Source organism: Rhodoferax fermentans (assembly GCF_002017865.1).
Taxonomy (GTDB): Bacteria; Pseudomonadota; Gammaproteobacteria; order Burkholderiales; family Burkholderiaceae_C; genus Rhodoferax; species Rhodoferax fermentans.
The window spans coordinates 724,187-736,551 of record NZ_MTJN01000002.1 but is presented as its reverse complement, the minus strand read 5'-3'; the positions used below and the strand labels follow the sequence as shown (position 1 = coordinate 736,551).

The window sequence follows — 12,365 nt, the reverse complement described above, 5'->3', positions numbered from 1 at the left end:
GGGGGTGTTCACATGGTGTTGAGGGTGCTGATCGTGGATGACGAAGCGCTGGCCCGTTCGCGGCTCAAAAGTTTGTTGGCCGACTGCACGGCGCCCGGTGCCCGCGTGGTGGGGGAGGCGGCCAACGCGGCGCAGGCCCTGCAATGTGTGAGCCAACAGGTGGTGGATGTGGTGCTGGCCGACATCCACATGCCGGGTGAGGACGGCCTGGCGCTGGCGCAGCGCCTGCGTGCCCTGCCACAGCCGCCGGCCGTGGTGTTTGTCACCGCCTACGCCGAACACGCGCTGCAGGCGTTCGAGTTGGCCGCGCTGGACTACCTGACCAAGCCGGTGCGTTTGGAGCGTCTGCAGGCATCGCTGCAAAAAATAGAGCGATTGATCCATATAAATAAAGGGTTTGAGCCTGATTTGACCCATGATGTTCTGCTGATCCAGGAGCGCGGCCGGACCGAGCGCCTGCCACTCGCCGAGGTGCTGTACCTCAAAGCCGAACTCAAATACATCACGGTGCGCACCGCCAGCCGTACCTATATCCTCGAAGGAGCCTTGAGTGAGCTGGAGAGTCGCTATGCCGAGCGTTTCCTGCGGATCCACCGCAACGCGCTGGTGGCGCGCCAGGCGGTGCGCTCGCTGGAGCGCCATCATGACCCCATGGAGGGGGATGGCTGGGCGGTGCGACTGGACCGGGTCAACGAGCCGCTGCTGGTGTCGCGGCGGCAACTGGCTGCGGTCAGGGCGCTGCTTGAGGCAGGTTGACACTTTTCTGGAAATACCGCGCCGTCGGCTGGGATAATCGGCCGCAACAGCGTTGTTTATACATGCCCGAGTCAGGTCTTTCGAGATCCGGCCACCCCAAACCCCGTTCACCACCCCGACACACGCACACACCATGAGCACCACACATTTTGGATTCAAGAACGTTGACGAAACCGAAAAAGCCAGCCACGTCAAGGGCGTGTTTGACTCGGTGGCACCCAAGTACGACCTGATGAACGACCTGATGTCGATGGGTCTGCACCGCGCCTGGAAGGCCTACACCGTGATGGTGGCCAACATCCAGGAAGGAGACAAGGTGTTGGACATTGCGGGTGGCACTGGCGACCTGTCGCTGGCTTTTTCCAAAAAGGTCGGTCAATCGGGTTGTGTGGTGCACACCGACATCAACGAAGCCATGCTCAGCACCGGTCGCAACCGCCTGGTGGATCTGGGTGTGTTTCTGCCCACGCTGGTGTGTGACGCCGAAAAACTGCCGTTCCCCGATAACCACTTCAACCTGGTCAGCGTGGCCTTTGGCCTGCGCAATATGACCCACAAGGATGTGGCGCTGACCGAGATGAACCGGGTGCTCAAACCGGGCGGCAAGCTGCTGGTGCTGGAGTTCTCCAAAGTGGCCAAGCCGCTGGAAAAAGCTTACGACTGGTACTCCTTCAACATCCTGCCCAAGCTCGGTGAGTGGGTGGCGGGGGACGCGTCCAGCTACCAGTATCTGGCCGAGTCGATCCGCATGCACCCGAGTCAGGAAGAGCTCAAAACCCTGATGAAGGCTAGTGGCTTTGGGCATGTGGATTACCACAACCTGACCGGTGGTCTGGTAGCCTTACACGTCGGGATCAAATGTTGACCCGAATCAACGCACCGTATTTTGTAAAAACAGGAGATGTTATGAAAAAGTGGCTTTGGGTTTTGACAATGAGCATGGCACTGTTTGCCGGTCAGGCCGAAGCTGCCAAACGCTTGGGTGGTGGCAAGTCTTTTGGTCAGCAGTCCAGCAATGTGACGCAGCGCCAGGCCACACCGCCCGCAGCTGCGCCCACCCAGGGTGCAACCAACTCAGCGGTCAAGGCGCCGGCGGGTGCGGCAGCGGCTGCCCCCAAGCGGCCTTGGGGCGCCATGCTCGGTGGTCTGGCAGCGGGCTTGGGTCTGGCCTGGTTGGCCAGTTCGCTGGGCCTGGGTGAAGAAATGGCGCAGTTCATGATGTTTGCCCTGCTGGCCTTTGTGATCATGGCGGTGGTCGGTTATGTGATGCGTTCGCGCAAGGCACGTGGCGCAACACCAAGTGCGTCACCGTTTGCGTTCCAGGGGGCAGGGGCTTCTGGCCACACCGCCACACCAGCCAGCTATCGCCCGGAAAATGTGGGCAACGATGCGTCAGCCCGTCCGTGGGAACGCACGGCCACCGCTTTTGACAGCAGCAAGGCAGGCGGCATCGGTGGCGCAAGTGGTTCCATCATTGGCTCTGGCCTGTCCGGTTCCCAATCCTGGGGCATTCCGGCTGGTTTTGATGTGGATGGTTTCTTGCGCTCTGCCAAGGCCAACTTTGTGTCTTTGCAAGCGGCCTGGGACAAGTCCGACATGGGTGCCCTGCGCATCATGATGACCGACACCATGCTCAAGGAAATCCAGGCCCAGCTCGCTGAGCGTGAGGCCCACACCGGTGGCCCGGTCAACCTGACCGAGGTGGTGATGATTGAAGCGCATCTGCTGGGCATCGAAGACCTGGGTGACGACTACATGGCCAGCGTCGAGTTTTCCGGCATGATTCGCGAGGAACCCTCGGCCGGTCCGGCACCGTTCCGCGAAGTCTGGAACATGACCAAGCCCAAGAATGGTCAAAGTGGCTGGTTGGTAGCAGGGGTTCAAGCGCTGCAATAGCCGTTGCTTCATAAATTTCAGGAATAATCGGGGACTATGGCAACACAGTCCCCTTTTTCTTGGCTGGAGGGTCTCCTCCCGCACCTTCCCCTCCCCAAACTGCAAGCTCCTGAGTGGGCCGTTTCCGAGGCTCAGCACCGCATTGTTTTGCTGCTCAACCATGTGTTGATGCAGGAAAGTGAGGCCACGGCCCGTTTGGTGCGCCAAAAGGGCCGTGTGGTGCTGGTGCAATGGCGTCATTTTTCCTTCAAGTTGCAGGCCACTCCTGCGGGTTTGCTGGATCTGGCACCAGCGCATGTGCCAGCGGACCTGGTGTTGACCGTCACAGAAGAATCCCCCTTGGTGTTGGCACAAAGCGCCTTGCGCGGCGACAAGCCTGCGGTGCGTATTGAAGGAGATGTGCAACTGGCGGCCGAGGTCAACTGGCTCACCGAGCACGTGCGCTGGGACATCGAGGAAGATCTGGCGCGTATCCTGGGTGACGTACCTGCGCGTGTGATGTGCCAGTGGAGCATGAATCTGGTGATGGCGGTGCGCCAATTTGTGACCAAGGCATCGACCCTCGTTCCAGGTCAAGCAGCCCGATGAGGCGTCTTATTCGCGGTGTTTTCATCCTGTGGGTGTTGTTGCGCCACGGACTGGATGAACTGGTGTTGTCCAGCCAGAAGGCCCCTTGGCTCAAGCGGCTGGCGCGTACCCTGTCCTGGGGGCGCGATTTAAGCGCCCCGCGCGGCCAGCGCATTCGCCAGGCACTGGAAAGCCTGGGCCCCATTTTTGTCAAGTTCGGTCAGGTGATGTCCACCCGGCGCGATCTGCTGCCGGTCGACATTGCCGATGAGCTGGCCAAACTGCAGGACCGTGTTCCGCCTTTTCCAAGTGGTGTGGCGGTGGCCATCATTGAGAAGGCTTTCAAGAAAAAACTGGAAGACATATTTGTCTCGTTCGAGCGCGAACCAGTGGCCAGTGCCTCGATTGCCCAGGTGCACTTTGCCGTCATTCGGGACCGCGATGGTCGCCAGCGAGATGTGGCTGTGAAGGTGCTGCGCCCGGGCATGCTGACGGTGATCGACAAAGACCTGGACCTGATGCGCATGATGGCCGGCTGGGTGGACAACCTGTCGGATGATGGCAAACGCCTCAAACCCCGCGAGGTGGTGGCCGAGTTCGACAAGTACCTGCACGACGAGCTGGATCTGGTGCGTGAGGCCTCCAGCGCGGCCCAGTTGCGCCGCAATATGGCCGACCTGGATCTGGTGCTGATCCCCGAAATGTTCTGGGACTACTGCATGCCCGATGTGATGGTGATGGAGCGCATGAAGGGTGTGCCGATCAACCAGGTCGAGCGGCTGCGTGCGGCGGGCGTGGATATTCCCAAATTGGCGCGTGACGGGGTGACGATTTTTTTCACCCAGGTGTTTCGTGACGGCTTTTTCCACGCTGACATGCACCCGGGCAACATCCAGGTGAGCCTGGAACCCGCCACCTTTGGCCGGTATATCTCGCTGGACTTCGGCATTGTCGGCACCTTGACCGAAACCGACAAAGAGTATCTGGCGCAGAATTTCACCGCGTTTTTCAGGCGTGATTACAAACGCGTGGCCGAGTTACACATCGAATCGGGCTGGGTGCCCGAGTCGACTCGGGTCGATGAGCTGGAGTCCGCTATCCGCTCGGTGTGTGAGCCCTACTTTGACCGGCCGCTCAAAGAGATTTCTCTGGGCTTCTTGTTGATGCGCCTGTTTCAGACCTCCCGCCGTTTCCAGGTCGAGATCCAGCCGCAACTGGTGTTGCTGCAAAAAACCTTGCTCAATATCGAGGGTCTGGGACGCCAGCTGGACCCGGATCTGGACCTGTGGAGCACCGCCAAACCGTTTCTTGAGAAATGGATGCTGGACCAGGTGGGGCCCAAAAAACTGTTCGAGCAGCTGCGCAACGAGGGGCCGCTGTATGCCAAGCTGTTGCCCGAGTTGCCGCGCTTGCTGGTCGACTTCCTGCACACCAACACCCGCAGCCGGGGTGAGGAGGTCCAGGCGTTGCTGCAGGAGCAGAAAAAGACCAACCGTTTGTTGTCCACCCTGGTGTATGGCGGTGTTGGCTTTATCCTGGGGCTGGTGGTGATGCAGGTTTTGGTTCGGGTGCGGGTGTTTTAGGCTGCCACTTTATAATGACAGGCTTTGCGACTCTTTCCCGGAGATCTGAACACCATGCCGATTTATGCCTATAAATGTGATTCCTGCGGGTTTGCCAAGGATGTGTTGCAGAAAGTGTCTGATCCTTTGCTCACCGAGTGCCCGCACTGCGGCAAATCCAGCTTTTCCAAACAAGTGACGGCCGCTGGCTTCCAGCTCAAAGGCTCGGGCTGGTATGCCACCGATTTCAAAGGTGGCAGCGGCGCTGCTGTAGCCGCGCCAGCAGCTGCGGGTGATTCGGCGGCTGCGCTTGCCAGCACCCCGGCTGCTGCAACGACCGAGACAGCGGCGGCCCCGGCTGCGGGCTGTGCCGGTGGTTGTGCTTGCCACAGCTGATTCTTTACTGAAAGTCAACGTGTCTTTTAAAAAATACCTGCTCACTGGTTTGTTGGTGTGGTTGCCGCTGGCGGTCACCATCTGGGTGCTGCTGTGGCTGATGGGTTTGCTCGATGGCGTTTTTCAGGGGGTGGTGACGGGGCTCCAGGCCATTTCTCCTGAAACCGATGCTGCGTTCTGGGAGCAGCTCAAGCATATTCCCGGCTTAGGTCCGGTGCTGGTGTTTGCCGGCCTGTTGTTGACCGGCGCCATGGTCTCGAACGTCGCTGGTCGCTGGTGGCTGGGGCAGTGGGAGCGCTTGTTGACCCGCATCCCGGTCTTCAAGTCGATTTACAACAGTGTCAAGAAGGTGTCAGACACCCTGTTCTCCAGCAATGGCAATGCTTTTCGCACCGCCTTGCTGGTGCAGTACCCGCGTGCTGGCAGCTGGACCATTGCGTTTCAGACTGGCTCCCCGAGCGGTGAGGTCGCCAGCCACCTGGGTGATGACTTTGTCAGCGTCTATGTGCCGACCACCCCGAATCCGACCAGCGGTTTTTTCCTGATGTTGCCGCGAGCTGATGTGATCGAGCTCAAGATGAGTGTGGATGAGGCCCTGACCTATGTGATTTCGATGGGTTCGGTGGCGCCGGGTGTGGGAACACCCCCCACCCACCCCTAGTTTTTTGACAACCTTGTCACCCGTTGGGGTGACTTTTGAAAGCTGTTTATGGCAATGCGTTCTCAATATTGTGGTCTGGTGACCGAGGCCCTGCTGGGCCAAACTGTGACTCTGTGTGGCTGGGTCAATCGTCGGCGTGACCATGGCGGTGTCATTTTTGTCGATGTGCGTGACCGCGAAGGTTATGTCCAGGTGGTGTGTGACCCGGATCGTGCCGAGATGTTCAAGGTGGCTGAAGACTTGCGCAACGAGTTCTGTATCCAGGTCAAAGGCCTGGTGCGTGCACGTCCGGACGGCACCGTCAATGACAACCTGAAGAGCGGCAAGATCGAGGTGTTGTGCCACGAGTTGAAGGTGCTCAACCCTTCTGTGACCCCGCCGTTCCAGCTCGACGAAGAGAACCTCAGTGAGACCACCCGTCTGACCCACCGTGTGCTGGACCTGCGTCGCCCCTACATGCAAAACAACCTGATGCTGCGCTACCGCGTGGCGATGGAAGTGCGCAAGTTCCTGGACACCCATGGTTTTGTCGACATCGAAACCCCGATGTTGACCAAGAGCACCCCCGAAGGTGCGCGCGACTACCTGGTGCCCAGCCGGGTGCATGACGGTCACTTTTTTGCCCTGCCGCAAAGCCCGCAGCTGTTCAAACAGTTGCTGATGGTGGCCGGTTTTGACCGTTATTACCAGATCACCAAGTGTTTCCGTGACGAAGACCTGCGCGCTGACCGCCAGCCTGAGTTCACCCAGATCGATATCGAAACCTCGTTCATGGAAGAGGAAGACATCCGCGACCTGTTCCAGGGCATGATCAAGACCGTGTTCCAGAACACCTTGGGTGTGGACCTGGGCGAGTTCCCGGTGATGAGTTACCAGGAAGCGGCGTTGCGTTTTGGCTCCGACAAGCCGGATTTGCGCGTCAAGCTCGAATTCACCGAACTCACCGACGTCATGGGTGATGTGGACTTCAAGGTGTTCTCGGGTGCGGCCAACATGAAAGGTGGCCGTGTGGTGGCTTTGCGGGTGCCCGGTGGCGCTCGGGAAGGTTCCGGCCTGTCACGTGGCGAGATCGACAGCTACGGTGAGTTTGTCAAGATTTACGGTGCCAAGGGCCTGGCCTGGATCAAGGTCAACGACCTGGCCAAGGGACGCGACGGCCTGCAAAGCCCGATTGTCAAGAACCTGCATGACAAGGCCATTGCCGAAGTGCTGGCACGCACCGGTGCCCAAGACGGCGACTTGCTGTTTTTTGGCGCCGACAAGGAAAAGATCGTCAACGATGCCATCGGTGCCTTGCGCATCAAGATTGGCCACAGCGCGTTTGGCAAGAACAACGGCCTGTTCGAAGACCGCTGGGCGCCCCTGTGGGTGGTGGACTTCCCGATGTTCGAGTACGACGACGAGTCCGACCGCTGGATGGCCGTGCACCACCCCTTCACCGCGCCCAAGGACGGGCACGAGGACCTGATGGTCACCGATCCGGGCAAATGCATCTCCAAGGGCTACGACATGGTCCTCAACGGCTGGGAAATGGGTGGCGGCTCGGTGCGGATTCACCGTGCCGATGTGCAGCAGAAAGTGTTTGACGCGCTCAAGATCACGCCCGAAGAAGCCCAGCTCAAGTTTGGCTTCCTGCTCGACGCGTTGCAATACGGCGCGCCGCCGCACGGTGGCTTGGCCTTTGGTCTGGACCGCATCGTCACCATGATGACCGGTGCCGAGTCGATCCGCGACGTGATCGCCTTCCCGAAAACCCAGCGTGCCCAGTGTCTGCTGACACAGGCCCCGTCTCTGGTGGACGAAAAGCAGTTGCGCGAATTGCACATCCGCCTGCGCAATGCCGATCTGGTCAAGCCAGCCTGATCCACGGACATTGCGGCTTCAGGCAGAATCAAAGGGCGCTCCTGGGAGCGCCCTTTTGTTTTTTGGAAACCATGACCGCGTTCAAACTCCCCGAGTCCGTGCTGGTGGTGATTTACACCCCGGCGCTGGATGTGTTGCTGATCCAGCGCGCCGATGTGCCTGATTTTTGGCAATCGGTCACTGGCAGCAAGGACCATGTGGACGAGAGCTTTGAGCAGACCGCCCGGCGCGAGGTGTTTGAGGAAACCGCCTTGGACTGCCGCGAGGGTGCGGCTTTGCAGCCCCATTTGCACGACTGGGGGCTGGAGAACGTTTACGAAATTTATCCCCGCTGGCGTCACCGTTATGCCCCAGGGGTGGTGCTCAACACCGAACATCTGTTTGGCCTGGAAGTGCCTGCCAACACGCCGGTGCGGTTGAACCCCGGTGAACACACCCATTGCCAGTGGTTGCCATATGCCCAGGCCGCTGAACGCTGTTTTTCACCTTCCAATGCCGAAGCCTGCCTGATGTTGCCGCGCCTGGCCAGACGCAAGGGTGTGTCATGACCGTTCCCACGCAAACTATCCGCGTTGTGACCTACAACATCCACAAGGGTGTGCAAGGGCTGGGGCCCATACGTCGCCTGGAGATCCATAACCTGGCCGACGCGGTGCAGGTGCTTGACGCCGACGTGGTGTGTTTGCAAGAGGTTCGCCACATCAATCGACGTGAGGAGAAGCGTTTTCAACACTGGCCGGCGGGCGGGCAGGCGGATTTTCTGGCACCGCCGGGCTACAGCTCGGTGTACCGGACGAACGCCATCACCCGGCATGGTGAACACGGCAATGCGCTGCTGTCGCGCTGGCCGGTGGTGACCCACCAGCATGAGGACATGAGTGACCACCGTTTTGAACAGCGTGGTCTCTTGCATGTGGAGCTGCTGATCCATGGCCGCAGCCTGCACGTGTTGGTGGTGCATCTGGGTCTGGTGCGCGCCAGCCGGGTGCGCCAGGTGGCCCAGCTCCAGCGTTTTGTGCAGCGCGAAGTACCCGCAGACGCACCTTTGTTGATTGCCGGGGACTTCAACGAAGGGGGCTGGCGGCTCGGCGCTGCGTTGGCCAGCATGGGTCTGCAGTGCTGGTCTGGCCCAGCGCAGCCAACTTTTCCCGCACGACTGCCGCTGGCCCAGCTCGACCATGTGTTTTCGCGGGGGCTGACACCGATCAGTCTGGCCGCGCCCCAAGGCCGTGCCTGGTGGCGCATGTCGGACCATTTGCCGCTGATCGCCGAGTTTGAGATGGGCGCATGAGGTTCGTGCATGCCTGAGTACACGGCGGGTCACCAGCTGAGCCTGTTGCAAGGCGCCCAGGCTTTTTTTGATGCTTTGGTGGCTGACATCGATGCCGCCACCCACGAGGTGCGGCTGGAAACCTATATTTTCCAGGTGTACGGCAGTGGCGAGCGGGTGGCACAGGCGCTGGTGCATGCTGCCCAACGCGGGGTGCAGGTCTATCTGGTGATGGACGGTGTCGGCACACCTGGTTTGCCCGAGTCCTGGCCTCAGCGTTTTGACGCGGCGGGTGTGCACTGGCTGATTTTTGCCCCGTTGGGCACCTTTGGGCTGCTGCTGCCCAGCCGCTGGCGCCGATTGCACCGCAAACTGTGTGTGGTGGACGGCAAGCTGGCGTATTGTGGTGGCATCAATATCCTGGATGACTGGTGGGATCCGCACTATGGCCCGCTGGAGGCGCCGCGTTTTGATTTCATGGTGCGTATCACTGGCCCGCTGGTGCGCGAGGTTCACGCCACCATGGCGCAGTTTTGGTGGCGTCGCCAGATGGTGCGCAGTGCTCAGCAGGTGGATTGGGCGGGTGCCTGGCAGGCCTTGCAGCAGGCGGTGCATGAGGAACCCATCCCCAGCCAGTCGCCAGCTAAAGGCCGGGGTGCGTTGGCGCAACTGGTGTTGCGTGACAACGTGCGTTTTCGCGCGCGCATCGAGCGGACCTACAGCCAGGCGCTGGGTGAAGCACGCAAAGACATCATTTTGGCCAACGCCTACTTTTTACCGAGCCGCAAGATCCGCCGCAGCCTGGTCAGCGCTGCGCAGCGTGGTGTGCGGGTACGCCTGTTGCTGCAGGGTCGCTACGACTACTTCATGTCCTACCACGGCACTCGGGCCCTTTACGGTTATCTGCTGGCCGGTGGTGTCGAGATTTACGAGTACCAGAGCAGTTTTTTACACGCCAAGGTGGCGGTGGTGGATGGGCATTGGGCCACGGTGGGGTCGTCCAACATCGATCCCTTGAGCCTGTTGCTGGCCCGTGAGGCCAATGTGGTGGTCAACGATGCGGCTTTTGCCGGCACGCTCAGTACCGCCTTGGAACAGGCGCTGGCACACCATGCGGTGCGGCTCGACACCCACCAGCATGCACAGCGTTCCCTGGGCCAGAAGCTGCTGGATCGGGTGGCTTTGCTGGTGATGCATGCGCTGCTTTTGCTGACCGGCAAGAGGTATTAAATTGATAGCAATATGCCCTTTATGGAAAAGGGGTAGAGCCCAATAACCCTTGAAACAAAAGACTGATACCATCATCAGCCAAACAATTGATTACCATGAACCTCATGAACCCTGTTGACACCGACGAAGGCACCCCGGTATCCGTCAAAATCCGCGAGCGCATCAAGGCCGCGCGCAAACGCTTCCATGCCAACGACAACATTGCCGAGTTCATCCAGCCCGGTGAACTCGAGTTGTTGCTTGATGAGGTCGAAGAAAAGATGAAGGGTGTGCTCGGCAGCCTGGTGATCGACACCGAGCACGACCACAACACCGACAAAACCGCCCGGCGTGTCGCCAAGATGTACCTCAAGGAGGTGTTTCAGGGGCGTTATGTCCCGGCTCCGACGATCACCGAATTCCCCAACGCCGAACACCTCAACGAGTTGATGATTGTGGGCCCGATCACGGTGCGCAGCGCTTGCAGCCACCACTTTTGCCCGATCATGGGCAAGATCTGGATTGGTGTGCTGCCCAATGAACACACCAATGTGATTGGCCTGTCCAAATACGCCCGGCTGGCTGAATGGGTGATGGGGCGCCCGCAGATCCAGGAAGAGGCAGTGGTGCAACTGGCCGACCTGATCCAGCGCAAAACCCAGCCCGACGGTCTGGCCATCGTCATGGAGGCCAGCCACTTTTGCATGAGCTGGCGTGGTGTCAAAGACGTGGACAGCAAGATGATCAATTCGGTCATGCGTGGCAGTTTTCTCAAGGATGCCAACTTGCGCCGCGAATTTCTGTCATTGATTCCCCAGAAAGGCTGATCATGTTGGTACGTTTGCTTTACGCCAGCCGGGCGATTGACGCCTGCCCCGAAACCATCGAAGCCATCCTGCACGAATGCCGCACCCGCAACCCCAACAGCGGCATCACCGGGGTCCTGTGTTATGGCGGGGGCATCTTCTTGCAGGTGATCGAAGGGGGTCGCATGGCCATCAGCCAGCTCTACAACCAGATCCAGCGCGATGCCCGTCACAAGGATGTGGTGCTGCTGCACTACGAAGAGATCACCGAGCGGCGCTTTGCGGGCTGGACCATGGGTGAGGTCAACATGACGCGTGTCAACGTCTCGATCCTGCTCAAGTACGCTGAAAAGCCCGAGCTGGACCCGTATTCCGCCTCGGGCAAAGTGTCGATGGCCTTGCTCGAAGAGTTGATGGTCACCGCCTCGGTGATTGGCCGGGCCTGATCGCTGTCCTGGTGTGGCCACTGCCTTGGCGCCCGCGGCTGGCCTGAGCCCGGTCTTGCTGGGCTGCGATTTCTCCAGCGCCCCCAGCCGCAAAAAACCTATTGTTATTGCCATTGGGTCCTTATCCCATGGGCGTGTTGTGCTATCAAAATTGGTGCAACTCGAGAGCCTGTCGGCCGTTGCCGACTGGCTGCAGCAGAGCGGCCCTTGGCTGGGTGGGTTCGATCTGCCGTTTGGTCTGCCACGTGAACTGGTTGAAACCCTGAACTGGCCGACCGACTGGCTGGCCTGCATCACGCACTACCAGTCGCTCAGCCGGGAGCAGATCCGGGCGAGTTTTGCCGCGTTCTGCCATGAACGCCCCTTCGGTGGCAAGTTTGCACACCGAGCCACCGATTTTCTGGCGGGCAGCAGCCCGAGCATGAAATGGGTCAATCCTCCGGTGGCCTTCATGTTGCATGCTGGGGTGCCCTTGTTGCTGCAAGCCGGTGTGCGCTTGCCGGGCCTGTCTTGCGCATTGGGCAGCGAACAGGGCGAGTCAACACCACGCATCGCGCTGGAGGCCTATCCTGGCTTGCTGGCGCGTGAGGTGCTGGGTCGGCGCAGCTACAAAAGTGATGACAAGGCTAACCAGACACCGGATCGCCTGATCGCCCGTAAAGACCTGGTCACCGCGCTGGAGCAAGGCAGGACCCGCCTCGGGCTGCGTCTGAAGCTGAGTCACGCCCAGCACGATGTCCTGGTGGACGATGCACGGGGAGATGCGCTCGACGCGGTCTTGTGCCTGATGCAGGCGGCCTGGGCGCAAGCCCGGTTTGAAGCGGGTGACAGCGCCTATGGTTTACCCGCCAACATGGACCCGCTGGAAGGTTGGATCATCACCGCCTGACAGGCTATTGCTCGGCCAAACAGTTTGTGGCAAGCGGTTCAGGC

The 12,365-nt window shown here is 60.0% G+C and carries 14 protein-coding genes; all 14 read left to right on the top strand.

The annotated features are described in order from the left end of the window. Positions 1-12: 12 nt before the first annotated feature. The 14 genes from RF819_RS03760 (at position 13) to RF819_RS03695 (ending at position 12,321) form a co-directional block, all read left to right on the top strand. The gene (locus tag RF819_RS03760; protein ID WP_078363730.1) at positions 13-756 is read left to right on the top strand and encodes a LytR/AlgR family response regulator transcription factor; all 744 of its coding nucleotides are present in this window, start codon (positions 13-15) and stop codon (positions 754-756) included. A gap of 133 nt (positions 757-889) precedes the next feature. Then, positions 890-1,621, top strand: coding sequence for a bifunctional demethylmenaquinone methyltransferase/2-methoxy-6-polyprenyl-1,4-benzoquinol methylase UbiE (ubiE, locus tag RF819_RS03755; protein ID WP_078363729.1), 732 nt, complete (start codon positions 890-892; stop codon positions 1,619-1,621). Between the two features lie 41 nt (positions 1,622-1,662). Beyond that, positions 1,663-2,652 (top strand): Tim44 domain-containing protein, encoded by a 990-nt coding sequence (locus RF819_RS03750; RefSeq protein WP_078363728.1) that lies wholly within the window; start codon positions 1,663-1,665, stop codon positions 2,650-2,652. Between the two features lie 36 nt (positions 2,653-2,688). Then, on the top strand, positions 2,689-3,240 hold the full coding sequence (locus RF819_RS03745; protein WP_078363727.1) for a hypothetical protein: 552 nt from the start codon (positions 2,689-2,691) through the stop codon (positions 3,238-3,240). After that, a complete protein-coding gene (gene ubiB / locus RF819_RS03740) occupies positions 3,237-4,802 on the top strand; it encodes a ubiquinone biosynthesis regulatory protein kinase UbiB (protein WP_078363726.1) in 1,566 nt (521 codons plus the stop codon). The genes RF819_RS03745 and ubiB overlap by 4 nt, the downstream gene beginning before the upstream one ends. Before the next feature lie 54 nt (positions 4,803-4,856). Beyond that, entirely contained in the window at positions 4,857-5,177 is a 321-nt protein-coding gene (locus RF819_RS03735; protein WP_078363725.1) for an FmdB family zinc ribbon protein, read from the top strand. 19 nt (positions 5,178-5,196) lie between these two features. Beyond that, positions 5,197-5,838: a DUF502 domain-containing protein gene (locus RF819_RS03730; protein WP_078366757.1), complete on the top strand. Its 642-nt coding sequence runs from the start codon at positions 5,197-5,199 to the stop codon at positions 5,836-5,838. A gap of 48 nt (positions 5,839-5,886) precedes the next feature. Beyond that, positions 5,887-7,701: an aspartate--tRNA ligase gene (gene aspS, locus RF819_RS03725; RefSeq protein WP_078363724.1), complete on the top strand. Its 1,815-nt coding sequence runs from the start codon at positions 5,887-5,889 to the stop codon at positions 7,699-7,701. 71 nt (positions 7,702-7,772) lie between these two features. Next, positions 7,773-8,249: a dihydroneopterin triphosphate diphosphatase gene (gene nudB / locus RF819_RS03720; protein WP_078363723.1), complete on the top strand. Its 477-nt coding sequence runs from the start codon at positions 7,773-7,775 to the stop codon at positions 8,247-8,249. Next, positions 8,246-8,992, top strand: coding sequence for an endonuclease/exonuclease/phosphatase family protein (locus RF819_RS03715; RefSeq protein WP_078363722.1), 747 nt, complete (start codon positions 8,246-8,248; stop codon positions 8,990-8,992). The genes nudB and RF819_RS03715 overlap by 4 nt, the downstream gene beginning before the upstream one ends. Positions 8,993-9,001: 9 nt before the next feature. Beyond that, positions 9,002-10,201: a cardiolipin synthase ClsB gene (clsB, locus tag RF819_RS03710; protein ID WP_078363721.1), complete on the top strand. Its 1,200-nt coding sequence runs from the start codon at positions 9,002-9,004 to the stop codon at positions 10,199-10,201. A 104-nt stretch (positions 10,202-10,305) separates the two neighbouring features. After that, complete coding sequence (gene folE, locus RF819_RS03705; RefSeq protein WP_078366756.1) at positions 10,306-11,007, top strand: GTP cyclohydrolase I; 702 nt, start codon at positions 10,306-10,308, stop codon at positions 11,005-11,007. A gap of 2 nt (positions 11,008-11,009) precedes the next feature. Beyond that, a complete protein-coding gene (locus tag RF819_RS03700) occupies positions 11,010-11,432 on the top strand; it encodes a BLUF domain-containing protein (RefSeq protein WP_078363720.1) in 423 nt (140 codons plus the stop codon). Positions 11,433-11,445: 13 nt separating this feature from the next. Next, entirely contained in the window at positions 11,446-12,321 is an 876-nt protein-coding gene (locus tag RF819_RS03695; protein WP_078366755.1) for a DUF429 domain-containing protein, read from the top strand. Positions 12,322-12,365: the final 44 nt, after the last annotated feature.